This window comes from Bacillus sp. DX3.1, from assembly GCF_030292155.1.
Lineage (GTDB): Bacteria > Bacillota > Bacilli > Bacillales > Bacillaceae_G > Bacillus_A.
Genome location: NZ_CP128153.1, coordinates 3,745,549 through 3,769,564, shown reverse-complemented (window position 1 = coordinate 3,769,564; position 24,016 = coordinate 3,745,549). Strand labels below are relative to the sequence as shown.

The 24,016-nt window shown below is 36.4% G+C and carries 23 protein-coding genes, 4 pseudogenes and 1 riboswitch; of the genes and pseudogenes, 21 read left to right on the top strand and 6 right to left on the bottom strand.

Translation table 11 applies throughout. The features are described 5' to 3' along the window. Positions 1-24 precede the first annotated feature (24 nt). Positions 25-1,215, bottom strand: coding sequence for a pyridoxal phosphate-dependent aminotransferase (locus QRE67_RS18730; RefSeq protein WP_286121723.1), 1,191 nt, complete (start codon positions 1,213-1,215; stop codon positions 25-27). Between the two features lie 14 nt (positions 1,216-1,229). Between QRE67_RS18730 and QRE67_RS18725 the strand changes: the two are divergent. The 5 genes and pseudogenes from QRE67_RS18725 (at position 1,230) to QRE67_RS18705 (ending at position 7,594) form a co-directional block, all read left to right on the top strand. After that, positions 1,230-1,989, top strand: a pseudogene (locus QRE67_RS18725) (carbon-nitrogen family hydrolase). A gap of 725 nt (positions 1,990-2,714) precedes the next feature. Further along, positions 2,715-4,544, top strand: a complete 1,830-nt coding sequence (ltrA, locus tag QRE67_RS18720; protein ID WP_286121722.1) for a group II intron reverse transcriptase/maturase — start codon at positions 2,715-2,717, stop codon at positions 4,542-4,544. A 342-nt stretch (positions 4,545-4,886) separates the two neighbouring features. Continuing rightward, positions 4,887-5,028: riboswitch (SAM riboswitch) on the top strand. 91 nt (positions 5,029-5,119) lie between these two features. Continuing rightward, positions 5,120-6,304: an S-methyl-5-thioribose kinase gene (gene mtnK, locus QRE67_RS18715; RefSeq protein WP_286121721.1), complete on the top strand. Its 1,185-nt coding sequence runs from the start codon at positions 5,120-5,122 to the stop codon at positions 6,302-6,304. Then, positions 6,301-7,356, top strand: coding sequence for an S-methyl-5-thioribose-1-phosphate isomerase (gene mtnA / locus QRE67_RS18710; protein WP_286121720.1), 1,056 nt, complete (start codon positions 6,301-6,303; stop codon positions 7,354-7,356). Before mtnK ends, mtnA begins: the two co-directional genes overlap by 4 nt. 76 nt (positions 7,357-7,432) lie before the next feature. After that, positions 7,433-7,594: a YvrJ family protein gene (locus QRE67_RS18705; RefSeq protein WP_286121719.1), complete on the top strand. Its 162-nt coding sequence runs from the start codon at positions 7,433-7,435 to the stop codon at positions 7,592-7,594. Positions 7,595-7,703: 109 nt separating this feature from the next. On the opposite strand, the gene QRE67_RS18700 is transcribed toward QRE67_RS18705, so the two are convergent. Then, on the bottom strand, positions 7,704-8,480 hold the full coding sequence (locus tag QRE67_RS18700) for a 3-hydroxybutyrate dehydrogenase (RefSeq protein ID WP_286121718.1): 777 nt from the start codon (positions 8,478-8,480) through the stop codon (positions 7,704-7,706). Between the two features lie 196 nt (positions 8,481-8,676). Here QRE67_RS18700 and QRE67_RS18695 point away from each other — a divergent pair, with 196 nt between their 5' ends. Beyond that, positions 8,677-9,009: a PadR family transcriptional regulator gene (locus tag QRE67_RS18695; protein WP_286121717.1), complete on the top strand. Its 333-nt coding sequence runs from the start codon at positions 8,677-8,679 to the stop codon at positions 9,007-9,009. Positions 9,010-9,268: 259 nt separating this feature from the next. Here the strand turns inward: QRE67_RS18695 and QRE67_RS18690 are convergent, their stop codons facing one another. Next, on the bottom strand, positions 9,269-9,886 hold the full coding sequence (locus tag QRE67_RS18690) for an ImmA/IrrE family metallo-endopeptidase (protein ID WP_286121716.1): 618 nt from the start codon (positions 9,884-9,886) through the stop codon (positions 9,269-9,271). Between the two features lie 288 nt (positions 9,887-10,174). Between QRE67_RS18690 and QRE67_RS18685 the strand changes: the two genes are divergently transcribed. From QRE67_RS18685 to QRE67_RS18675, 3 genes are all read left to right on the top strand, one after another. After that, positions 10,175-10,468, top strand: a complete 294-nt coding sequence (locus QRE67_RS18685) for a DUF3928 family protein (protein ID WP_286121715.1) — start codon at positions 10,175-10,177, stop codon at positions 10,466-10,468. 120 nt (positions 10,469-10,588) lie between these two features. Further along, positions 10,589-11,038 carry an NUDIX hydrolase gene (locus tag QRE67_RS18680; RefSeq protein ID WP_286121714.1) on the top strand — a complete coding sequence of 150 codons (450 nt, stop codon included), beginning with the start codon at positions 10,589-10,591 and terminating at the stop codon, positions 11,036-11,038. Between the two features lie 284 nt (positions 11,039-11,322). Then, positions 11,323-12,498, top strand: coding sequence for an acetyl-CoA C-acetyltransferase (locus QRE67_RS18675; RefSeq protein ID WP_286121713.1), 1,176 nt, complete (start codon positions 11,323-11,325; stop codon positions 12,496-12,498). Positions 12,499-12,730: 232 nt separating this feature from the next. On the opposite strand, the pseudogene QRE67_RS18670 reads toward QRE67_RS18675, so the two are convergent. Further along, positions 12,731-13,060: pseudogene (locus QRE67_RS18670) on the bottom strand (hypothetical protein); the annotation flags it as partial. A gap of 594 nt (positions 13,061-13,654) precedes the next feature. Between QRE67_RS18670 and QRE67_RS18665 the strand changes: the two are divergent. Then, a complete protein-coding gene (locus tag QRE67_RS18665; protein WP_286121712.1) occupies positions 13,655-14,425 on the top strand; it encodes a hypothetical protein in 771 nt (256 codons plus the stop codon). A gap of 85 nt (positions 14,426-14,510) precedes the next feature. After that, complete coding sequence (locus QRE67_RS18660) at positions 14,511-14,696, top strand: hypothetical protein (RefSeq protein WP_286121711.1); 186 nt, start codon at positions 14,511-14,513, stop codon at positions 14,694-14,696. Positions 14,697-14,758: 62 nt separating this feature from the next. On the opposite strand, the gene QRE67_RS18655 is transcribed toward QRE67_RS18660, so the two are convergent. Beyond that, complete coding sequence (locus QRE67_RS18655; protein ID WP_286121710.1) at positions 14,759-15,196, bottom strand: DUF3997 domain-containing protein; 438 nt, start codon at positions 15,194-15,196, stop codon at positions 14,759-14,761. A gap of 143 nt (positions 15,197-15,339) precedes the next feature. On the opposite strand from QRE67_RS18655, the gene QRE67_RS18650 reads away from it, so the two are divergent. The 3 genes from QRE67_RS18650 (at position 15,340) to QRE67_RS18640 (ending at position 16,846) form a co-directional block, all read left to right on the top strand. Further along, the gene (locus QRE67_RS18650; protein WP_286121709.1) at positions 15,340-15,795 is read left to right on the top strand and encodes an RDD family protein; all 456 of its coding nucleotides are present in this window, start codon (positions 15,340-15,342) and stop codon (positions 15,793-15,795) included. A 374-nt stretch (positions 15,796-16,169) separates the two neighbouring features. Then, positions 16,170-16,271 (top strand): flagellar motor protein, encoded by a 102-nt coding sequence (locus QRE67_RS18645; protein ID WP_286121708.1) that lies wholly within the window; start codon positions 16,170-16,172, stop codon positions 16,269-16,271. Positions 16,272-16,336: 65 nt separating this feature from the next. Further along, positions 16,337-16,846 (top strand): SDR family NAD(P)-dependent oxidoreductase, encoded by a 510-nt coding sequence (locus QRE67_RS18640; protein WP_286121707.1) that lies wholly within the window; start codon positions 16,337-16,339, stop codon positions 16,844-16,846. Between the two features lie 137 nt (positions 16,847-16,983). Here QRE67_RS18640 and QRE67_RS18635 read toward each other — a convergent pair whose 3' ends face one another. Beyond that, positions 16,984-18,084 carry an ABC transporter ATP-binding protein gene (locus QRE67_RS18635; RefSeq protein WP_286121706.1) on the bottom strand — a complete coding sequence of 367 codons (1,101 nt, stop codon included), beginning with the start codon at positions 18,082-18,084 and terminating at the stop codon, positions 16,984-16,986. A 310-nt stretch (positions 18,085-18,394) separates the two neighbouring features. Between QRE67_RS18635 and QRE67_RS18630 the strand changes: the two genes are divergently transcribed. The 7 genes and pseudogenes from QRE67_RS18630 to QRE67_RS18600 form a co-directional block, all read left to right on the top strand. Then, complete coding sequence (locus tag QRE67_RS18630) at positions 18,395-20,071, top strand: glycoside hydrolase family 13 protein (protein ID WP_286125322.1); 1,677 nt, start codon at positions 18,395-18,397, stop codon at positions 20,069-20,071. Between the two features lie 108 nt (positions 20,072-20,179). Further along, positions 20,180-20,577: pseudogene (locus QRE67_RS18625) on the top strand (hypothetical protein); the annotation flags it as partial. A 169-nt stretch (positions 20,578-20,746) separates the two neighbouring features. Then, positions 20,747-21,550, top strand: coding sequence for a hypothetical protein (locus QRE67_RS18620; protein ID WP_286121705.1), 804 nt, complete (start codon positions 20,747-20,749; stop codon positions 21,548-21,550). After that, on the top strand, positions 21,547-22,542 hold the full coding sequence (locus QRE67_RS18615; RefSeq protein WP_286121704.1) for a WXG100 family type VII secretion target: 996 nt from the start codon (positions 21,547-21,549) through the stop codon (positions 22,540-22,542). Before QRE67_RS18620 ends, QRE67_RS18615 begins: the two co-directional genes overlap by 4 nt. An 18-nt stretch (positions 22,543-22,560) precedes the next feature. Beyond that, on the top strand, positions 22,561-23,193 hold the full coding sequence (locus QRE67_RS18610) for a hypothetical protein (protein WP_286121703.1): 633 nt from the start codon (positions 22,561-22,563) through the stop codon (positions 23,191-23,193). A gap of 58 nt (positions 23,194-23,251) precedes the next feature. After that, complete coding sequence (locus QRE67_RS18605; RefSeq protein ID WP_286121702.1) at positions 23,252-23,518, top strand: DUF4176 domain-containing protein; 267 nt, start codon at positions 23,252-23,254, stop codon at positions 23,516-23,518. A 65-nt stretch (positions 23,519-23,583) separates the two neighbouring features. Next, a pseudogene (locus QRE67_RS18600) lies at positions 23,584-23,945 on the top strand (IS3-like element ISBt2 family transposase); the annotation flags it as partial. Positions 23,946-24,016: the final 71 nt, after the last annotated feature.

The following is a 24,016-nucleotide window of genomic DNA, read 5'->3' as shown; positions in this document are numbered from 1 at the left end:
TATCTGAATTTTTTCACATCGCATTTAATTTGTCAATGGGTTTTTAAAAATTTTTAATTTTTGGATGCGTTGGACAGCTTCTTGCAGCCGCTCTTCTGTATGTAATAATCCAACGCGTACATAGCCTTCTCCATATTCACCAAATCCAATGCCAGGAGCAACTGCTACGTGTGCCTTTTCTAACAATAAGTCAGCAAATTGTGCCGATGTAAATCCATCAGGAACGGGAAGCCATACAAAAAACGATCCATTTGGTGCGACAACATTCCAGCCAATAGAGCGGCAAGCTGTAATGAGTGCATTTCTTCGTGATTCATAGCGTTCTACCAGTTCATTCACGCAAGTTTGCGAGCTTAATAGTGCTTCACAAGCTGCTTCTTGCACCGCACCGAAAATACTGACATACATATGGTCTTGTAGTAAATTAATAGTTTCAATTACACTTTCGTTACCGATGGCAAAAGCGATACGCCAGCCAGCCATATTAAATGTTTTTGATAATGTATAAATCTCGATCCCAACATCCTTCGCACCTTTTGCTTGTAGGAAACTCGTTGGTTTTTTACCGTCAAAACCAATTGCTCCGTAAGCAAAGTCATGTACAACTAAAATATCATGCTCATTTGCAAAAGAAATCGTTTCTTCAAAAAATTCTTTTGATGCAGTAACACCAGTCGGGTTGTTTGGATAATTTAAAAACATTAATTTTGCTCTATCAGCAGTGTTGTGGTCGATTTTTGTATAGTCTGGTAAAAAATCATTTTCTGCTAATAATGGCATGGTTTCAAATTGTGCTTTCGCTAAAGCGACGCCTGATAAATAGTCAGGGTATCCGGGATCAGGCACGAGAATCGTATCTCCAGGATTTGTGAAACAAAGTGGTAATTCGACGAGTCCTGCTTTACCACCAAATAAAATAGCTACTTCTGTTTTTGGGTTTACTTCCACACCATATTCGCGTTTATAGAACGTAGCGACAGCCTCTTTTAAGCTTTCATGTCCACGAAATGGTGGATATTTATGATGAATTGCTTTTTCTGCCGCATGTTGCAAAGCTGTTACGATATGTTGCGGTGTTGGTTGATCTGGATTTCCTTGTCCTAGATTAATAACATCGTGTCCTGCTTGCACCACTTTATTTACTTTAGCAACGAGTGAAGCAAAAAATTGTGTTGGTAATGATGTTACAATCTCGGAAGGTTGAAAATGTTTCATACTTTCCACCTCTTTTGAAAGTTGTTACAATTCTAGTGACAAATGATATAACCTTTCCAACTTTTTGTAAAGAAAAAAATAAAAGAGAATGGGGCGGACAAAATGAAAGTAGCTTGTGTTCAAATGGACATTGCTTTTGGTTCTGTGGAAAAAAATATTAAAAATGCAAAGAAGAAAATAGAAGAAGCGATGAAAGAAAATCCAGATGTGATTGTATTACCGGAACTTTGGACAACGGGATATGATTTACAAAGACTTACCGAAATTGCTGATCAAGCCGGAGTGCAAACAAAACAACTTCTTTCAGAATGGGCGAAGCAATATGGTGTAAATATTGTTGGTGGCTCCATTGCGAAACAGACTGATCAAGGTATTACCAATACAATGTATACAGTCAATCGTGAGGGGCAACTGCAACATGAGTATAGTAAAGTGCATTTGTTTCAATTGATGGATGAGCCCAACTATTTAATAGCTGGTGATGGAACGGGAGAGTTTACACTTGATGGTGTGCAGTGTGCAGGTGTAATTTGTTATGATATTCGTTTTCCAGAATGGATGCGTGTTCATACCGCAAGAGGAACAAATGTATTATTCGTTGTAGCAGAATGGCCGCTTGTGCGTTTAGCACATTGGCGTTTACTTCTTCAAGCGAGAGCAGTTGAAAATCAATGTTATGTTGTTGCGTGTAATAGAGCTGGGCAAGATCCGAATAATGTGTTTGCTGGTCACTCTCTTATTATTGATCCATGGGGAGGTACGACACGTTCCTAAGTGAAAAGCTTAGGCACTGTCGAACAACAGTTCAACAGTGAACTGTCATTCTGAAAAGTCAAATGATAGGGTAACGCCTTGAAGGGCTTTCTCTAAACCTTCGACATGCGACGAAGTTAGCAAGAACCAAATCGTATGAAGTTCGAAGAAGTCGGCTGAGAGCTACCGTAAATCGAAAAGATACGAAAGCTGTCCAGAGGTGGATGGTGTAGCCTATAGGCCGGGAGTCTATAAAACACTTATGGTTAGAATGTACAATAATGCAATACGAGCTTTGAATGTGCAGACGAATCTCCGATTGTACGGGTCTATAATGGGAGCATATCGAAAGGTATGCTGACACAATTAGTGTCGTTATTGTGGATTAGTAAAAGTCTCCTTTATGAACGTCCATATATTGTTACAGGCAATATCAAGATAACAGGCTTATAGGAGAAACCTAAAAGTGTATATGCACAGATAAGAATGACGGAACGTGGTAAGCTACCAACGCGGAGGGCTTGCTTCCGATGAAACGTTTCTAGGGAAAGTACGGATGATATTAGTCCGATATATAACCTAGATTTATGGTAGTGAAAGTGGTGGCACAGTACCGATGAAGCGTCTAACGAACGTGGAGGGATAGCCACTAGTCGATTGAAGACTGAACAGTTACCAACGGTTAGCATGGATTCGGGTAAGACTAAGAGATGTAGTGCTTCTTGCAAGAAAGGAGGCTACAGCCCATGTTGAAGAAAACCAAACTTAGACATAACGAATATTACGACATGCAATCTCAATATGACGAACTATATTCGCAAAGTCTCAATGGTAACAATTTCTATAAGTTAATGGACATTATTGGTTCAGAAGAAAATATTAGATTAGCATATAGAAACATCAAAACTAATAAGGGTAGTAAAACAGCTGGCGTAGACGGATTAACAATCAAAGACATTTGGCATCTGAATGACTCACAAATTATTAAGCAGGTCAGAAGCAGACTACAACGATATCGTCCTAACGCTGTTAGGAGAGTAAATATTCCTAAAGAGGGAAGTAACAAAACACGTCCCCTAGGTATCCCTACCATTTGGGATAGGTTAGTCCAACAAAGTATATTACAAGTCTTGGAACCTATCTGTGAAGCAAAATTCTATAACCATAGTTATGGATTTAGACCAAGCAGAAGTACACATCATGCCTTAAGTCGTATGGTTAGTCTTATGAATATATATCGCAACCATTACTGTGTAGATATTGATATCAAAGGATTCTTTGATAATGTCAATCATGGAAAACTCTTAAAGCAGATGTGGACACTGGGAATCAGAGATAAATCACTTCTATGTGTGATATCAAAAATTCTCAAATCTGAAATCCATGGGGAGGGAATTCCTACTAAAGGTACACCGCAAGGTGGTATTATTTCACCATTACTCTCCAATATCGTACTTAATGAACTGGATTGGTGGATTTGTAACCAATGGGAGAACTTTACTCCCAAGAATGCAAAATTGTCACCAGGATGGCTTGTGTGGGCACGCAAGAATAGAAATCTTAAAGGTGGACATATTGTGCGTTACGCAGACGATTTTAAAATAATGTGTAAATCATATACAGATGCAAAGAAATTCTATTATGCCACTGTTGATTTTCTCAAGAAGCGCCTTGGACTCGATGTAAACACAGAGAAATCTAAGGTTGTAAATCTCAAAAAGAATTCGTCTATCTTCTTAGGATTCAAGGTCAAACTAGTCCAACAAAAACAATCAAGACATGGGTATGTTGCCAAAACTAGTATGACAGATAAAGCCATACAAAAGACTAAACGAATCCTCAGGGACAAAATTAAAGAGATACAGAGAAACCCAACAGCGGAAGCTGTGATAAGATACAACACTACCCTTATTGGCATACAAAATTATTACAAATATGCTACCAAAATATACATTGATTTGACAGAGATTTGCTACACTCTTCTCAAATCCATCAAAAACAGACTTAGGGAGAATAGTAAGAAAATTTGTTTCAGTGAAACTCCTAAGAATTTTCAAAAGCGAGCCAAAGGCATTCTGCCTAATACCAAAATATATTCGGTTTGTAACATACCGTTACTCCCTATCACTGGTATGCACCATAAAAACCCATGGAATTTCTCTCAAAGTATTTGTAACTACACGGTTAAGGGAAGAAGTAAAATCCATGAAAATCTTAAAGCCATACCTCGGGACGTTCTTAAACAAGTTATGACTACCTATTCAAAAAATAGGAGCATCGAATATAACGACAATAGGATATCTAAATATGTCGCTCAATATGGAAAATGTTACGTAATTGGTGATGTTATTGGAATTGACAGAGTACATTGTCACCACGTAGTTCCCCTTAACAAGGGAGGAACGGATACTTACAGTAATCTAGTCATTGTTGACTCATTCGTCCATAAATTAATTCACATGACCGACATAGTGAAGATAAAACACGTGCTTCTCTCGCTTAATTTTAACGAAAAATCACTAAACAAATTAAATAAACTTCGTACTAAGTCTGAAAACGAACCGATTACAATCTAGAATAACTTATAGTGTCAGTTGGAAACGATGGAACGCCGTATGATGGGAAACTATCGTGTACGGTGTGATGTGGGGGAAAAGGTGTAGATAACTTCAAAGCCTTACCTATCACAATAAATTGTAGCGGAAGCAGATGAAACAGAATCTATTTTGCATGGTGCACTGGACTTAGAAAAAATCAATGAAGTACGAAAAGGAATTCCTGTCTTTGTTGATCGCCGTCCAGATCTATACAAATAAAGTGAAATTTTGATCAGGGGGCTTTTACGGAAAAAATGTTGACAAGTGATTTTTATTCTTGTTATAGTCTTCATCAGAAACTTGAAAATTCAAATATTGCAACTCTTATCAAGAGCAGGTGGAGGGATTTGGCCCGATGAAACCCAGCAACCGACCGTAATACCATTGTGAAATGGGGCGCGTATGCGCCATTAAGGCACGGTGCTAATTCCAGCAGAAAGGAAAGCTTTCTGACAGATAAGAGGGGAGAAGATAAACTTCAAACCTCTTTCGTCGTTAAAAGGGGTTTTTCTTATGATGAAAAACCCTGAGATTTAAAAAGGAGGGAGAAGAAGATGGGATATCAATCATTAACAGAAGAAACAGCAATCCAATATGTAAAAGAGCATGGGTACTTTGAAAAAGGTGCAAAGGTGACTTGTCATGAAATTGGGGATGGAAATTTAAATTATGTGTTCCGTCTTCATGATGGGGAGCACGGTATCATTGTAAAACAGGCTCTTCCATATGCAAAAGTTGTTGGAGAAAGTTGGCCACTTTCATTAGGACGGGCGACAATTGAAAATCAAGCGCTACAGATTTTCGGGAAATATGTGCCTGAATATGCACCGAAAGTATATGGTCATGATGAAACGCTAGCTGTGACGGTAATGGAGGATTTATCGAATCTTACAATTACCCGTAAAGGATTGATAGAGGGTGAGGATTATCCGCTTTTATCACAACATATTGGTCGTTTTTTAGCATATGTCCTTTTTTACACTTCAGATTTTGGGCTGCAATCAGAAGAAAAGAGAGTACTAGATGGTCAGTTTGTGAATCCTGATCTATGTAAAATAACGGAAGATCTTGTGTTTACAGATCCATTTGCAAATTCTGCTACAAATGATTACGAAGAAGCACTGCAACCAGTCCTAGATGAACTTTGGTGTGATAAAAAACTAAAATTACAGGCAGCGCAGTGTAAATATAAATTCTTAACGAGAAAAGAAACGTTAATTCATGGAGATTTACATACAGGAAGTATTTTTTCTTCTCCATCAGAAACGAAGGTGATTGATCCGGAGTTTGCAACATTTGGGCCGCTTGGATTTGATCTTGGACAATTTATTGCGAATTTGTTGCTAAATGCGCTGTCACGAGAAGAAGAGAAAAGAAATATACTATTCTATCATATAGAAAAAACGTGGAGTAATTTTGTAGAAACCTTTACAAAACTATGGGTATTAGAAGGCGTAGAATCATATACGAAAGAGAAACAGTGGTTAGCAATTGTACTGCAAAATATTTTTGCTGATGCAGTTGGATTTGCTGGTTGTGAAATCATTCGCCGAACAATTGGGTTAGCACATGTAGCTGATTTAGATGGAATCGTGGACGGAAAAAGAAGAATTCAAGCAAAAAAACAAGCGCTATATTTAGGCCGAGAATTATTGTTACATGAAACGACAGGTGCAGATATCCAGGTGTTTCGAGCGTTATTTCAATATATTGTATCAGGAGAGGGAGTAAGAATATGAGCACAACAGTTGCCGTTCCGCGTTCTGTAAGCTGGAAAGGGGATTCTATTGCTGTATTAAATCAAACGAAATTACCACATGTTGTAGAGTATAAAACATTAACTACGATTGAAGATGTGTGGAAAAGCATTGTTATGTTAGAAGTACGCGGAGCGCCAGCCATTGGAATTATAGCTGCATTTGGCTTAGCGCTTGCTGCTAAAAAATATGATGTTACAAATATCGAAGACTTTCAAAAACGATTTAAAAGAGACTGTAACTATTTAGCGACATCACGTCCAACCGCGGTTAATTTATTTTGGTCAATCGACCGGATTGCTGCTTCTATTCAGCATGTAACAACAATTAAAGAAGCAAGAAAGAAACTAGAAGAGGAAGCACTTCAAATTCAGCAGGAAGATGAAAGAGTGTGCCGCAGTATTGGAGAGAATGCGCTGACACAGTTTAAAGATGGCGACCGTATTTTAACGATTTGTAATGCAGGAAGTATTGCAACGGCGCGCTATGGAACAGCGTTAGCCCCATTTTATATCGGAAAAGAACGAGGTATAAATTTGCACGCATACGCATGTGAAACAAGGCCTGTCCTACAAGGTGCACGTCTTACTACATGGGAGCTAAAGCAAGCGGGTATTGATGTAACACTTATTACAGATAATATGGCAGCACATACGATTCGGACGAAAAAGGTTGCTGCAATCATTGTGGGGGCAGATCGAATTGTGGCGAACGGTGACACAGCAAACAAAATTGGAACATCAAATTTAGCTATACTAGCAAAATATTTTCAGATTCCTTTTTACGTAGCTGCTCCACTTTCTACATTTGATATTACAAAGAAAACGGGTGCTGAAATTGTTATTGAAGAACGAGATGAATCTGAGGTTACAAAGCTTGATGGGAAGCAAATTGCACCAATAGGTATTGATGTATATAATCCCGCATTCGATGTGACGCCGCATAATTTAATAACAGGGATTATTACCGAAAAAGGAATTTTACAAGGAAATTATGAAGGTGAAATTGCTTCATTATTTGGAAAAACAAGCTGATAGATGTTAGCTTGTTTTTTTGTTACCAATTTTCTTTGCTTCCTCTTATTTATATAGAAGAAAGGAGGAGAAGCACATGGAGGAATGGATATCTATGGTTGGAAATGTGGGGTTTCCGATTGTTGTGACGCTATATTTACTGCACCGAATTGAAAGTAAGTTAGATGGAGTGATTGTAGCAATTGAGAAGCTCCCACAGCAAATGACAAGATATGAGGCTCCGAATGAAACGAGGTAACAGAACAGGCTTATGCATGTAAGAGCATAAGCCTGTTTGGTGATATAAAAGCTAAAGTGAAACTTTAATCAGTGGGGGTCTTACTGCCTGTAAATAGCGGGATAAAAAACTACTGCGCTATGTAGCCACCATCGATAACAACAGCTTGTCCAGTTACACCTTTTGTTTTTTCACTAGCTAAAAATAAAGCATAATCGGCAATCTCTTGTGCTGCTAACAAGCGTTTTTGTGGAACGAGCGGATAGATGACTTCTTCTAATACACGTTCTAGCGGCACATTTCTTGTTGTTGCTAAATCTTGTAGTTGGTTGCGAACAAGAGGTGTATCGACATAGCCTGGGCAGAGGGCATTCACAGTAATTCCATGTTCTGCTCCTTCTAAAGCAGCCACTTTTGTTAAACCAATAACACCATGCTTTGCACTATTGTAAGCAGATTTTCCTGCAAAACCAACAAGTCCATTAATAGATGCAACATTAATAATTCGGCCATACTTTTGTTTTTTCATAATAGGGAAAGCGTGTTTAATCGCAATAAATGGTGCGATTTGCATAATTTTAATGAGCTGTTCAAACTTATCTGTTGGAAATTCTTCAATAGGTGAAACGTGCTGCATACCAGCGTTATTGATTAAAACATCAAGTGAACCCCAGTGTGTAACAGTTTCAGAAATAGCTTGTGAAATTTCTTGTTCGGACGTGACATCACATTTCATTCCAATTGCTTCATACCCTTCGTGACGTAACTGCTCGGCAGCTTCTTTGGAACGATCTTCAAGACGGTCGCTGATTACAACTTTCGCACCTTCCTTTGCAAAAGCTTTCCCCATTTCATAGCCAATTCCGCTTGCAGCACCTGTTAAAAATACAACGCGATTCGTGAACATCAAGTAAGCACTCCTTTATTGGTAGAATAGTCTTATTGCTCTATTTAGAGAAAAAACAAAGGAAATCCTGCAAACATTTGGGAAAAATATGTTTAGCTATCTTGTTTTACAAAATAGCCTCTGCTCTACTACTTTGTAAAGCAAGATACTTACACTTATCTATCTTGTAAAACAAGATAGAGGGAGGATTTGAATTATGTCGACAAGTCAAATGCTAAAGGGGATTCTTGAAGGATGCCTTCTTGCCATTATCTCTGAAGGAGAAATATATGGATATGAAATGAGCGAAAAACTGGCGCAGTATGGTTTTACAATGGCAAGTGAAGGTAGTATTTATCCGTTATTAATTCGGATGCAAAAAGAGGGATTAATTGTAAGCACAATGAAGGAATCTCCATCTGGTCCAAAGCGAAAATATTATACATTAACAGAAAAAGGTGAAGATGCAATAGATGAATTTATGGAACGCTGGGAAGCGATGCAAAGTAGCGTGCAACGATTACTGGAAGGAAAGGCGAAAAGTTTTTAATAGGTACGGGCGTATACTTAAGAACAAAAGGAATAAAGGAGGAAGACACCACTTCTTCTATGGAAGACGAAGATTATTTTAGCAATTTATTAGATGATACATCAGGATATGTATGTTTATCCCGCACTAATGGGCAGTAAAACTCCCACCTCAAAATTCAGTAAAAAGCAAAGAAGTTAGGTGGGGGATAAAGCACCCCCACTGATTAAAGTTTCACTGTATGGACTGGAATATATTCTTTTAACCGTAACTATCATCGTTACGTTTTTTCTTTACGTAATAAAGGGCTTTGTAAAGATAAATCTCGCTGTTCTTTTGTTAATAAAGAATCAACGTTGACTATATCAGGACGAGGAACGATAGGATGCATGAGGTTTGTAGAAGAAGGATGATGTTCAGAGCCCGTTAGAGAGTGAGGATCGGCATGTGTAAGCTTTCCTTGAATGCGCCTTGTAAATAAAACATGACCGAGCTCGTGAGCGAGTGTGTATATGTTTTTTAAAGGGGAAGCAGCATTTGTAAGTATGATATAGCCTGTAATGTTTTGCTGCATGGCTAACGAGTAAGCACATGCAATAACGGATTGCTCTTTAAAATAATTACTCCCAATATAACAAATATAAATATCGCAATCTGGCGTTTCTGATAAACAAGTATTAAATAAAGAAGAAACCTTTGGTTGTTTTTGAATAGACTCTAAATAGCTAATTTCACTATCGTGAAACCGAAATGCTTCATCTAATATGATGACATCTATAATTTGAAATGAAATTGGTTTCCATATAGATTCAGCAATTGCTAAATCTTTTGCAATGCGGTCATTTGCAATGTTGGAGCCTGGGGTAATACAAATACATATATTGACGTATGGATACATCCTATACACCTCGAATGAAAAAACGGTTAATTGCTATACTGTATGTGGGAGAGGGACGGTTTGTATGGAGTAAATGCCTAGAAAGTGAAACTTCTACTAATCGTTAGAGTGGGACAAATGTATGACTTATTTATCCCGCTATTCGCGGGCAGTAATCCCTCCACTGATCAAAGTTTCACTTTATTTTGAACCGTAAATAATTAACAAAATAAGTCAGAAAATATTCATAGTTCAATAAAGTTATATTTGTTTCTTTCTGGTATAGTAAAAAGAAAAGGGGGAGAATACATGTATACATTTAAAATTGTTTCGGATCGTGAAGCTGTTTATCAGTTTGCAAGTTATGTAAGAGTGGTTCAAGGGGTAAAGGACGTATATGTGGAGGTTGGTGAATCTTTGTATGAACATCCACTTATGAAATTTTATGTACATATAACAATTGAGGAAGCATATGAAAAAACAAAAGCACTACAAGAAATTGCTCGTTTAGTAGAATTAGGACGTTTTACATATGTTCATTATCGTAATGAAGAGATTGAGAAAGCATTTGAAGATGTGAAATATGAAAGCTTTCGTGGTTAGAAGTAAAAAAGGAAGTAAATGCTTCCTTTTTTTTATTGAGAAGAATATTTTCAAATACATAGAACAAAAAAATAAGGAATTTTGCTATGATAGGGAGGGAGATGAAAGGAGAGTTATGCAATGGGGTATATCGAAGAGTTACGAAATTTAGTCGGTACTAGACCGCTTATTCTTGTAGGATCAGCAGTTATCATTTTAAATGAAAAGCAAGAGGTGTTGCTTCAATATCGTTCGGATACATATGATTGGGGAGTGCCGGGTGGTGCAATGGAGCTTGGAGAAACAACGAAAGAAACAGCTCGGCGAGAACTGTTAGAGGAAACGGGATTAGAGGCTGAGACATTACAGTTTCTCGGTGTTCTTTCCGGTAAAGAATTGTATTATCGCTATCCGAATGGAGATGAGATTTTCAATGTCATCAATCTTTTTCAAGCGTACCATGTGATTGGGAAAATGAAGTGTGATGAAGAAGGATTAGATATTCGATATTTCCCTGCCGATAAATTACCGAAATTAAATAAAACGACAGAAAAAATATTACAAAAATTTTTATATGCATTAACGGAATAGAGAGGTGGAATCTCTCTATTTTTTTGTTCTCTCTATTTTCTCTCTTTGTTTTCACTATGTCTGGGCTGGAAAAGGATCTGACCGCTTCTATGCATGAATGGATGCTCTCTCCCACCTAAAAAGAAGGAGTTTATGTCGGTTTTTTAATTTGTATTTTTATCTATTCTTACTATATTAAATATTTTGATTTTTTAGTATGTTTGTAGTATGATAAATCTAGATATACAGCTTATGTTATTCCATCCAAAAATTTACTAGGGACATAAGAGAGGGGCAAGTGCACGATGCATAATGTGGTAATTACAGCTGCAGTTCGTTCGCCAATTGGAACTTTTGGAGGAGCATTAAAAAATGTAAAACCAGTGGAATTAATCGTTCCTGTACTTCAAGAAGCTGTAAAAAGAGGTGGAGTGGAACCGCACGAAGTTGATGAGGTAATTTTAGGACATTGCATTCAAAGAACAGATGAAGCGAATACCGCTAGAACTGCCGCGTTAGCAGCCGGATTTCCTGATACTGTAACAGGTTATACGATTCAGCGTCAATGTTCTTCTGGTATGCAAGCAATTATGTCAGCGGCAATGCAGATTCAATTAGGGGTAAGTGATATTGTCGTAGCAGGTGGAGTAGAAGCGATGAGCTCTAGCCCTTATGCATTAAAGCAGCATCGTTGGGGACAGCGTATGCAGCACGGAGAAATTCGTGATACAGTGTGGGAAATATTGGAAGATCCGATACATAACATTATGATGGGTGAAACAGCAGAAAATCTTGCTGAACAATATAAGATTACAAGAGAGGAACAAGATGAGGTCGCATTGCGTAGTCATCAACTAGCCCTTCAGGCAATTGAAGCAGGTTATTTTGATGAACAAATTGTTCCGATTACGATAAAAGAGCGTAGAAAAGAAGTTGTGTTTGCAAAAGATGAGCATCCACGTGCAGATATTACACAAGAAAAATTGGAAAAGTTAAAGCCAGCATTCCGTAAAGGTGGTACAGTAACTGCAGGGAATTCATCAGGTATTAATGACGGAAGTGCAGCCTTAGTATTAATGAGTGAAGAAAAAGCGAAAGAAAAAGGATTGCAGCCGTTAGCAAGAATCGTTGGATATTCTGTAGCAGGTGTAGATCCAAAGATTATGGGGATTGGACCAGCACCAGCTATTCGCAAAGGCTTAGAAAAAGTGAATTGGTCAGTGGAAGACGCTGACTTATTAGAAATTAACGAAGCTTTTGCAGCACAATACTTAGCGGTAGAGAAAGAGCTTGGTTTAAACCGTGAGAAAGTAAATGTGAACGGAAGTGGCGTTGGACTTGGACATCCAATTGGTTGCACAGGCGCTCGTATTACTGTCAGCTTAATTCATGAATTAAGAAGACAAGGTTTAGAAAAAGGAATTGCATCTCTTTGTGTCGGTGGCGGCATTGGAGTAGCATTGTTTATAGAAGCATTATAAAAAGAAGCAGCTCATGCTGCTTCTTTTTTTGATGTAGAGTAGTTTAAAATAGATATGTATAATCATTTTCGGTATTTTCTTATACTATGAATGGAATATATAAATACAAATTAAAAAAACGACATAAAACCCTTCTTTTAAAGTGGGAGAGAGCATCCATTCATGCATAGAAGCGGTCAGATCCTTTTCCTGCCCAGACATAGTGAAAACAAAGAGAGAAAACGAGTGCAGGTCACCTTTTGTTATCCATAGTCGCGGCTATATGTCGAAAAATCAAAATGGATTTATATAGATGATGAAGCAAGCGATCCTGGTCTTCAAAAAAGAGTTTCATTGTCTGATAATGTTCTGTTTCTTCTAAGGCTACTTTACTCATTCCTTCTTGTGTTAAAGAATATATACTGGCATTTGGATACGCCATCAAAAGAGGGGAGTGCGTTGCGATAATAAATCGTGATTGCTGCTGGGCTAACTCATGCATACGGATGAGCATCGAGAGTTGACGCATCGGTGACAAAGCTGCTTCAGGCTCGTCTAAAGTATATAAGCCTTTTTCTGAAAATTACATATGTATTGTATCATTTTTAATATGAATATCAGAATGTGGAAATAAGTCTTGCATACGGATAATTGTTGTCGTTATGATAAAGTGAGGCTTTTATAAGTGGTTTTTTTGTTGCCGGTGTTTGTTCTTTGGAAATGTTGAGGGTCTATAAAAGAAGTAGATTCTACACCAGCGAGAAAGAAGTAGAAGTATTGGGGTTGGTTAATGGTTATGGCATTTGGGTTCTTTATTGCCCATACGTTGGTAGACCCATATTTTCAAATTCTACAAATAGGGAGTATAATATATAAATACAAATTAAAAAAACGACATAAAACCCTTCTTTTTAGGTGGGAGAGAGCATCCGGTCATGCATAGAAGCGGTCAGATCCTTTTCCTGCCCAGACATAGTGAAAACAAAGAGAGAAAACGAGTGCAGGTCACCTTTTGTTATCCATAGCCACGGCTATATGTCGAAAAATCAAAATGGATTTATACAGTATCAAAAATCACAAGTGTTTTTTGTGGACTTTTCATTGTTTCGGCAATATACGGGACAAGAAATGATTCGTGTTATCGAGTTTAATTATGAATTAGATTGTTAGGAGTAGAGTGATGAAAGCGTGGAAAAGTATTTGTATTTTATGTAGTTTCATAGTTTTATTAAGTGGTTGTTTTCATAAAGAAGAAACGAAGGAAGCGAAGGAAACGAAGGAAACGAAGAGAGAATCAATTCCAGAAACAACTGAATATGGTGGCGGAAAATTGAAAAAAGTTGGACAGACTGTAAAACAAAAAGAATGGGGGACATTCAAATTAGAACAAATGAAACAAGTGAATCAAACATTTGAAGTAGCCCCAATGAAAATTCATGTACAAGATGTAAAAGTCATTGCATTATCACATATGAATCAGGATGCAAAAGACACATTGAAGGTATATACAGCATTAACTCCGGAAGAAGTACAACGTAGACTTGGTGATGAAGTGAGCCGAGAAGATGCGGAATTATATGCTTCATTAAGCGGAAAAGACATCAGTGATACAGTACGTTATGTCGAGATTTCATACAAAGTAGAAAATAGCGGTGATAAAGAAATACAGTTTTTCTCCATGAATGATGTTGTCATCAATGAAGATCAACAATTTAACGTGCCGACTCAAAACTTTTTATACGGAGAGGATACGTTAGTTGGTACAAAAGGCGTGACGAGAGCAGACTACAAGCCAGGTGAGACACGAGAAGGAATCATTGGGTTATTACTTAATGATGGGAAAAAAGAGATTACCAAAATAGACTTTACAACAGATGCTATTGCAATGGGCGATACACATGAAAATATGTCTGAACCGAAAAAATTCACCATCTCACTTTCAAAGTGAGGTGGTTTTTTGCATGGAAAAAGAACAGGAAATCTGTCGTATGGAAGCGAATGTATAGGGATAGAGTGCAAAGGAGGAAGTAAAAGTGGAAAAAAGATGCTATGAATGTGGAAGTAAAGAGATAGAAAAGGGAACAGTAGCCCCGAGTATGGAAAGTCAGCTTACTTTATTTGCACAAACTGTGGCGGAGATAGAGGTTTGTAAAAATTGTGGTGCGGTTATTACGATGAAAGGTGAACATCCTGATTATCATGATAAACGCATGAAGTAATATCAAATATCGTGGGAGAAGATACTCGTTCACAATGCTTGGCTTGGAGCAAACAGTCAGTTCTATGATTTTGCTGACTGTTTGTTTTGTTCATTTATATATGTTTCTACGGTTTGTAATGATTTAGAAATTCGAAACGCTTCCTTTTGCTCTTGAAATTGTTTTTCGTTATAAGGACCAAAACGGCGATTATTTTTCACGTCAATAATCCAATAATGTTCGTTTTGTTTATTTGCAATCGTTGCTTCTGGGTTATTTGGGTCTGATTTTTCTTCAATTTGTTTTGCCATAATATATATATCATCCCATGCAATTTCTATAATTTTTGCTGGAATATATTGCGTAGCATATATAGCGTCTTGCTTTGGAAAAAGTTCAAATGCGTTTCCGGAAGTATTAATCAGTTCATATTCATCGTTAATGGTGTAAGAGGAATGAGTAGAATTCGCTGTGCAGCCAGTCAACAATATAATAGCAAATACGATTATCCATTGCTTCAATATGATGTCCTCCTTCTAAAACGCTGTTGTAACACATTGTACAAGAAAAGGGAAAGAAACGCCAATATATGAGTTATTTACAATGTTTTTTAGAAATGTTACGATGAAAGAGGTAAAGAAGGATACGAAGGAGTCGACATAAAATGAAGTTAAAGATGCATCGTCCAGTGGTGGTAATGAATCGCCTAGGTGCCTCCATTATTGATATGTTTTTTATTTCTGTTATGTACGGTGCGGTTGTGGCACTTGCAACGGGAAACTATGGTGCCATCTTCAATCGCTTTAATATTAGCCTGGGCGACTATCGATACGACCTTGCGCTTGTATTTATATTAATGGCTGTATATTTTATTTTCGTGCCATTTGTTTGGAACGGTTGTACAATAGGTAAAAAAATTACGCGCACAAGGCTTATTTCACTAACAAGTGAAAGGCTAACAATACAAGCGTTGACAGCTCGTTTTTTTGTATTGTTAATACCAAACATATTGCTACTTGGAATTCCATCGATTGTTAATGTGTATATGATGTTGTTTCGTCATGACAATTGTGGTTTTCATGATTTAATTATGAAAACGAAAGTGATGAGTATCGTATAGTCCCTGAAAGCTCAAAAACTATCAAGATGTAAAAGCTAAGAATTCTAAAAATAAAGGTAAGCACGTATTAGATATGTTTAATATATGCTTACCTTTTGTAATGAGAAAGAGAAGTAAGATGCATAAACATTTATTAAAAATATTTTATTTCAACCTAAGTTTTTACAATATTCGATAAATTAAGTTGGTATAATGGAATCTATATAGGACGGGCATCTCCTATATAGTACCCTCCATATTAGTTAAGGATGTTTTAGAAAGTAAGGAATACCAAACTTTTTAAGACATCCAATTTTTTTGTTTAATAGATTGAAAATTAAGGGAATAATATAATGAATAAAAAGATAGTGTCATATAACAAGGGGGAGATTGGAATGGCAGGAGGCAGCTTGATTTTTTTGGGGATACTTATTTTTATCGGTTTAGTGTTTGATCAATATAATAGTAAGAAAAAGAGAAAGCCAGTAAATAAGTAAGCGTTTACGGTGATAAGGGTGACTTTTTCCTGCTTGCAGACATAACAAAGAAAGGAGTATACTGAATGACGGTAAGACTTACAGAAGGGGTAATGACGATGAAACTTGCAGGGAAAGTTGCCGTTGTAACTGGTGGAGGTATCGGCATTGGCCGTAGTACAGCTCTTTTGTTGGCACAACAAGGTGCAAAAGTAATTGTAACGGACATTGATCAAGAAAGTGGACAAGCAACAGCTGAGGAGATTGTAGGTTTAGGCGGAGAAGCGCTTTTTGTTGCTCATGATATGGAGAAGCAAGAAGATTGGCAACATGTTATAGAAGTTGCTATTGCAGCTTATAAAAACATAGATGTCTTGTTTAATAATGCTGGCTTATATAAAGTAGATTCTATTTTCTCTCGGCAACAAGAGAACGATTCCAATGTACTTTGCATTAATGATGTTTGGATAGGGATAAAGCAATTAACGTCATCTTTTATGAAACAGCAAGAAGAAGTGAGGTTAACCGATTTACCTATTTTCGGTATTATTGGTGTGAAAGAACAATCATTTCATGCAGTAGGAGCCCTAGTATAATAGTAGAAAACCGCCCTCGACTTATATGTGGACGGTTTTTTTTGTATTTATCTCGCTATTTGCGGGCAGTAATCCCCCCCACCTCAAAGTTCTGTAGAAAGCAGAGAAGTAAGGTGAGGATGGAGAAAAATTGAACTTTAGCGAATTCGTTTTTCTGTTTTTGCATCAAAGAAGTGTGCTTTATTCACATCAAATGCAAGTTTAATTGTATCTCCATGTGTAAAGGTATGTCTAGCGTCAACGCGAGCCGCAAAATCTTGATTTCCGAGTTTCATATATAAAATAGATTCCGCACCTAATAGCTCGGCAACATCAATTTGTGTCGTAAATGTTGTGTCTTGTGAAGCTTCCAAAAATAGAAGCTCATCATGAATATCTTCTGGGCGAATTCCTAAAACAATTTCTTTGTTGATATAACCTTGTTCACGCAGTAGTTTCATTTTTCCTTCGGATACTTTAACTTTTATTTTATTGTCTATAACAAAGTGATGTCCTGTTAATTGACCACGGAAAAAGTTCATCGCAGGTGAGCCGATAAACCCGCCAACAAAAATATTTTCTGGAGTTTCATATACTTCTTTTGGTGTACCGATTTGTTGGATTTTCCCATCCTTCATAACGACAAGGCGTGATGCCATTGTCATTGCTTCTGTTTGATCATGTGTAACATAAATAGTTGTTGTTCCAAGGCGATGATGCAGTTTAGAAATTTCAGAGCGCATAGCTACACGTAATTTTGCATCAAGATTTGATAATGGTTCGTCCATTAGGAAGACTTTTGCATCACGAACAATTGCACGTCCTAACGCGACACGCTGTCGTTGTCCCCCGGATAAGGCTTTCGGCTTTCGATTTAAATATTCTTCAAGTCCTAATATGTGAGCTGCATCTTTTACCCGGCGGTCAATTTCATCTTTTGATATTTTACGTAGTTTTAAACCGAACGCCATATTGTCGTAAACACTCATATGTGGATAGAGCGCATAGTTTTGAAAGACCATTGCAATATCACGATCTTTTGGAGGAACATTATTCATCACCTTGCCATCAATTGAAAATTCCCCTTTTGAAATATCTTCGAGTCCAGCCACCATTCGTAATGTTGTTGATTTTCCACATCCAGATGGACCAACGAAAACGATAAATTCTTTATCTTGTATATGTAAATTGAAGTCTGTTACTGCCGTTACGTTATTGTCATATATTTTATAAATGTTTTCTAACTTTAGTTCTGCCATGATTTTTCCTCCCAGTGAAAAAATGTGCAAACGTTTTCTTTAAAATTCATTATAAACGAATGTAAAAGAAAAAGAAATATAAACGATGTAAAAATATAAAACGTTTTCATAAATTTGCTAGGGGGGATACATTTTTGCTAGAGCATTTATAAATATAATGATTGTAAGGTGGTAGGAGCGATAATTACATTTTTTAAAATGATATAGAAAATTGTAAGCGCTGTTTTCATTTCTTTTAAAATCTGATATGATTCATTAATGAAAACGTTTGCGCCTGTTTTTGAATTAAATAATGAAATGGGGTAGCATGATGGAGAAACAATGGTGGAAAGAAAGTGTTGTATACCAAATTTATCCGCGTAGTTTTATGGATAGTAATGGTGATGGGATTGGTGATCTTCGTGGTATTATTTCAAGGCTCGATTATTTAAAAGAGCTAGGCATAGATGTTATTTGGTTATCACCAGTTTACGAATCACCAAATGATGATAACGGCTATGATATTAGTGACTATTGCAAAATAATGGATGAGTTCGGAACAATGAGTGATTGGGAAGAACTACTAAGCGAAATGCATAAGCGTAATATGAAGTTAATGATGGATTTAGTTGTTAATCACACTTCAGATGAACATAATTGGTTTATTGAATCACGTAAGTCAAAGGATAATCCATATCGAGACTACTACATTTGGCGTCCCGGGAAAAATGGAAAAGAGCCAAACAATTGGGAAGCCGCTTTTAGTGGATCCGCTTGGCAGTATGATGAAGCGACAGACGAATATTATTTACATTTATTCTCTAAAAAGCAACCAGATTTAAATTGGGATAATGAAGTAGTACGAAAAGATGTTTATGAGATGATGAAGTTTTGGCTTGAAAAAGGGATTGATGGTTTCCGTATGGATGTCATAAACTTCATTTCCAAAGCAGAAGGGTTACCAGTTGTGGAAACAGAAACAGAAGGTTACGTATCGGGTCATCAATATTTTATGAACGGACCAAATATTCACCCGTATTTACATGAAATGAATGAAGCGGTATTGTCTCAATATGACATTATGACGGTCGGCGAAATGCCGGGTGTAACAACAGAAGAAGCGAAACTTTATACAGGAGAAGAGCGTCAAGAATTACAAATGGTATTTCAGTTTGAACATATGGACTTAGATTCTGGAGAGGGTGGTAAATGGGATGTAAAGACATGTTCACTCCTTACACTAAAGCAGAACTTAACAAAATGGCAGAAAGCGTTAGAACAAACAGGATGGAATAGTTTGTATTGGAACAATCATGACCAGCCTCGTGTTGTCTCTCGCTTTGGTAACGATAAAACATATCGCATAGAATCAGCTAAAATGTTAGCGACGGTACTTCATATGATGAAAGGGACTCCTTATATTTATCAAGGAGAAGAAATTGGGATGACAAATGTTCAATTCACTTCAATTGATGAGTACCGAGATATTGAAACGCTGAATATGTACCGCGAAAAAGTGGTTGAGCGTGGTGAAGATAAAGAAAAAGTGATGCAATCTATTTATATAAAAGGGCGAGATAATGCTAGAACACCAATGCAGTGGGACGCGAGTGAATATGCTGGTTTTACAACGGGTGAACCGTGGATCGCATTAAATTCTAATTATAAAGAAATTAATGTGACGCAAGCGTTGCAAGATCAAAACTCTATTTTTTATTACTATAAAAAATTAATTGAGCTTCGTAAAAAGCATGAAATCATTGTGTATGGAACATATGATTTAATTTTAGAAGAACATCCATCTATCTTTGCTTATGTGAGAACGTGGAAGGATGAAAAATTACTTGTCATTGCGAACTTTACTGAGGATGAGTGTGTATTTGAAATGCCAGAGGAAAGTGTATCTAGTCGTTCAGAATTATTGATACACAATTATGATGTGCAGGATGAAACGATTGAAAGTATTGTTTTAAAGCCGTATGAAACGAGAGTGTATAAATTAAAATAATGAAAAGTTTTGGGCCAGAAATAAAGTGAACCCAATTAGTGGGAGATGAACAAAACACCTCCTTAATTCGCATACTAAACATGCGAATTAAGCGGAGGTGTTTTTCATTTGAAGAAAAGAGTTTATTATCCAGAAGAAGTGAAGTGGAAAGTAGTTGAAATGAAAGAAGAGGGTTATTCCAACCGAAGGATTATGGAGATGATAGACATTAAAAATGTAAGTCAAATCAAAACATGGATGAAATGGTATTATCTAAACTAGACTCATAATTTCCATCAGCCTCCTGGAGGAAAGCAGAAGGATCTTAAGAACTAAGTGAAATAGAACGGCTACGATTAGAAGAATGGGATTTGTATCAATTATAAAAAGTATTACGTATTATGAAAAATTACAACTTACTATCGAGAGTGCGCCGCAAGAAAAAGAAGTATATAAATAGTGCTGAACCTGTAATAGTACCACACTTCTTAGAATGTCAATTCGAGGCATCAACTCCGAAGGGCAAAAGGAAAAAATGTTGTTTTTTGTTACCTCGAAAAGCCTTAATTTAATTGCTTTCCTTTCTCCCTTTTTAGAATTTTATAATTTCAAGAACTGATGATTACTAGATTGAATCATTTTTTTATTGTATTATATTTCCTAGAGATTATATATTGAGCTAGGGAGTGGGAATGTTTGAATATTGAGCCTCTTATTTTATCAAATAAGGAAGTATATGTATTAACTGGTATGTTTGATCGTGAAACAATGATTGGAATTGATAATCCCTTCGAAAATTGGTCAGATGAAGAAATAGACAAAGAATTAGATGCAATGTATGACCATTGGACAAACGAAGAGCTACTCATAATAAAAGAAGATGAAACATTATGCGATAAACAACTTTTAGAATATTTCCGTATCTGTTTAACTACAGGCTTTGCTATTGAAGTACAGATAAACAAAAACAACACCATAGAAAAGAACGTTTTCTATTTTAATGATAAAAAAGTGATACATAATAGAATAACAGATGCTAGCGGTGAGAAACAATGTACATTTAAAGAATGCGAGACACCTGAGGTAGCATGGCAATTTGTATATCAAACACTACAGCCTAAAAATACTTACCCTCGTTCAAATTGTACATTTAAAATTCCTTCTTCTGCATATAAAGAAGACCTTTTAAATCAATCACAAAAGCAGTTATTAGACTTCTTGACAATTTATTTAAATAATGAAGTTGCCGCAGAATTAGCAAACATTATACATAACCGTGAAGAATTAAATACTGTTCAAGTTCATTATTATGTAAAAGATTCATGGTATACAGACCGCATTCAGTTTTTGTATAGTCAAAACCAATATTGGCTTATTCAAGAATTATTAAATAATGAGCAAAAGCAAATACATTTTCTTTGCCTTGATACCTTTACAATTATTGAAGAGATAAAAAAAATGGTGCTTTATCTTAAAGCGTTAGGCGGTGAAATAAAATGAGCAGCGAAATTAAGGTTACTCCTGCTCATCTAAGGAAACTCGCTTCTAATATAGAACATACAGCTCATGAACTATCTGAAACATATCAACGTATCAATCAGCAGTTACTTAACCTACCTTTCCAAGTATCCGGAAGAGATGCTGTATTAAATCAATCCCTATATGCAGGCTCAAAGTTAGCTACTGTAACGGATGGCTTAAAAGAGCATAGTGATTCATTAAGAAAAGCTGCCGATCGCTTTGAAAAGGCTGATCAAGAAGAGGTTTCATTTGGCGAAGGAACAATTGACTTTAATTTGCTCGCACCGTTTGGCGGTGACATCGATGACTGGAAAGATAATCCTATGGGGTCTTCATTTACCTTACTTGGAACTTTAACAGAAGGGGCAGCTGCCTACAAACTTGCTTCTTTACACCAAAAAGGTTTGCGTGCAACAACCTACACAAATAAACAAGGAAAGGAAATGGTCCGGGTTCAAAATCGCACCCTGCTAAAGGATAAAAATGGAAATAATATAATAAGACGAACAAAATTACCCTTAAATGAAGCAAAACAAATAGACGATATAAAAAGACACCTTCTATCACCAAAAGAATTTCTTAAAGATTCATTGAAATTAAAAACAAATGCTTTAGGGTATGCTGCTGTAGCATGGGACGTAGTTAATGACACAAAGGAAAATATTGAAAACAAAGCATCAACAAGTAAGATAGCTGGTGACATTATTGGTGATGCGGCAATCGGTGTTGGTACAACTGCTGTAAGTGCCTTTGCAGGCGCTAAAGCTGGTGCCCTTATTGGAACTGCATTTGGAGGGCCAATAGGAACAGTTGCAGGAGCTGCAACTGGTTTTGTAATCTCTGTGGGAGCAAGTATAGTGCTTGATGGTATTAAATTTAAAAAAGGAGATTGGAATAACGATAACAAAGAGGACAGTTTAAAAGATAGAATAAAATCAGGCATAGGCTCTACACTAGATAAAATCTTTTAATTTTTATGGGGGATTTATATGGAAAAATATCACGGAAAAAGCACAGAACAAATTATTCAAACATTGATGCCTTTTAGCATTAGATCAAGTGTCGTTATGGTATGGGTTGTTATAAATTTTATGATTCTAACACCATTTTTATTTCCCCCTACTTATACTATTTATTTATATATAATTTTTCCCTTCTTGTTAATATCCAATATATGGGGAATCTGGATGTTTTTTTATAAACCTCATGAATTACGACTGGTACACTTATTATATAATGGATTTATAGGAGCAACTTTTTCTTTTGGAAGTTTTATAGTTATTCAAAAGTTAGCTTACACTTTTATTAAGATTGAAACACCACTGTTCTTCATTGTTACTTTTTTACTTTATATTTTTACAATTTACAAACTAATTTCTCTTGGAATAAAAAGTTTTTTAAGAAGGTTAAAGCATGGAGACAAAGACGACATAAAAATTCCTCCAATCGTGTATTTTTCAGGCCTGGGATATGTTATCGGACAAATATGTATAGGTATATTATCACAGAATGGTTTAGCAATTCTTTTAATTTTAGTCTTTTCGTTATTGGCTATTATTTTTAGTATGTATGGTATACACCTTTATTTTTATTTTGACCTAAAAAACAACAAAACACATTAAATCGCTTTAATTCTTAACTTTAAATAAATACTAAAATTAATAAGAAAGGAAAAATACAATGACTTCACAACTTCTCCCTATAGGCTCTATCGTAACCTTAAAAGAAGGTACAAAGAAACTCATGATTTTCGGACGTAAACAACAAGTGGAAACTGACAATATAAAAAAATTCGACTATATTGGATGTCCTTACCCAGAAGGCCATATTAACCCAGATTTTACTTATTTATTTAACCATGATGATATTCAAGAAGTTGTATCAGTTGGATATACAGATCAGGAAGAACGAGATTTTCAACAAAATGTATTGTCTAAAGTAAAATAAGAAATATTCCCTTCAGAAAGCTGCTCAAATGAGTAGCTTTTTCTATGCATTTAAGCATACTAGTGGTTTGTATCAATCATAAAAAAGTATTACGCATTATGAAGAGTTACAACTTGCTATCGAGAGTGAGTCGCAAGAAAAAGAAGTATATAAATGGTGCTGAACCGGTAGTAGCACCATATCTCTTAGAACGTCAATTCAATGTAGCAGTTTCGAGGGACAAGTAGTTTACCGATGTGACATACTTAATGTTTGAAGAGCGTACCTTGTAGCTTTCCGTAATCATGAAAGCCTTTAATCGTGATAGGTGATAAATGAGTCGCCAAACCTTCGATTAGCTATGGAGGCACTCAAACAAGCGGTGAAAGGACGAAGAGTAGAATGTGTCATTCTTTATTCAGGTCAAGATAGCACCTATACAGCGAAAGTAAAGAAGTTAGGTGGGGAACGGGTTGTCTGCCTGTAAAAGCCCGATTGGTGAAAACTAATAATCAGTGA

Bases quoted from the DNA above. Each gene is read 5' to 3' on its own strand.
- QRE67_RS18690 (WP_286121716.1), bottom strand. From the start codon at position 9,886: ATGTATCCATACGTCAATATATGTATTTGTATTACCCCAGGCTCCAAC.
- QRE67_RS18640 (WP_286121707.1), top strand. From the start codon at position 16,337: ATGACGGTAAGACTTACAGAAGGGGTAATGACGATGAAACTTGCAGGG.
- QRE67_RS18610 (WP_286121703.1), top strand. From the start codon at position 22,561: ATGGAAAAATATCACGGAAAAAGCACAGAACAAATTATTCAAACATTG.
- QRE67_RS18700 (WP_286121718.1), bottom strand. From the start codon at position 8,480: ATGTTCACGAATCGCGTTGTATTTTTAACAGGTGCTGCAAGCGGAATT.
- ltrA (WP_286121722.1), top strand. From the start codon at position 2,715: ATGTTGAAGAAAACCAAACTTAGACATAACGAATATTACGACATGCAA.
- QRE67_RS18645 (WP_286121708.1), top strand. From the start codon at position 16,170: ATGGCAGGAGGCAGCTTGATTTTTTTGGGGATACTTATTTTTATCGGT.
- QRE67_RS18730 (WP_286121723.1), bottom strand. From the start codon at position 1,215: ATGAAACATTTTCAACCTTCCGAGATTGTAACATCATTACCAACACAA.
- mtnK (WP_286121721.1), top strand. From the start codon at position 5,120: ATGGGATATCAATCATTAACAGAAGAAACAGCAATCCAATATGTAAAA.
- QRE67_RS18695 (WP_286121717.1), top strand. From the start codon at position 8,677: ATGTCGACAAGTCAAATGCTAAAGGGGATTCTTGAAGGATGCCTTCTT.
- QRE67_RS18615 (WP_286121704.1), top strand. From the start codon at position 21,547: ATGAGCAGCGAAATTAAGGTTACTCCTGCTCATCTAAGGAAACTCGCT.
- QRE67_RS18635 (WP_286121706.1), bottom strand. From the start codon at position 18,084: ATGGCAGAACTAAAGTTAGAAAACATTTATAAAATATATGACAATAAC.
- QRE67_RS18630 (WP_286125322.1), top strand. From the start codon at position 18,395: ATGGAGAAACAATGGTGGAAAGAAAGTGTTGTATACCAAATTTATCCG.
- QRE67_RS18650 (WP_286121709.1), top strand. From the start codon at position 15,340: ATGAAGTTAAAGATGCATCGTCCAGTGGTGGTAATGAATCGCCTAGGT.
- QRE67_RS18685 (WP_286121715.1), top strand. From the start codon at position 10,175: ATGTATACATTTAAAATTGTTTCGGATCGTGAAGCTGTTTATCAGTTT.
- QRE67_RS18705 (WP_286121719.1), top strand. From the start codon at position 7,433: ATGGAGGAATGGATATCTATGGTTGGAAATGTGGGGTTTCCGATTGTT.
- mtnA (WP_286121720.1), top strand. From the start codon at position 6,301: ATGAGCACAACAGTTGCCGTTCCGCGTTCTGTAAGCTGGAAAGGGGAT.
- QRE67_RS18675 (WP_286121713.1), top strand. From the start codon at position 11,323: ATGCATAATGTGGTAATTACAGCTGCAGTTCGTTCGCCAATTGGAACT.
- QRE67_RS18605 (WP_286121702.1), top strand. From the start codon at position 23,252: ATGACTTCACAACTTCTCCCTATAGGCTCTATCGTAACCTTAAAAGAA.
- QRE67_RS18680 (WP_286121714.1), top strand. From the start codon at position 10,589: ATGGGGTATATCGAAGAGTTACGAAATTTAGTCGGTACTAGACCGCTT.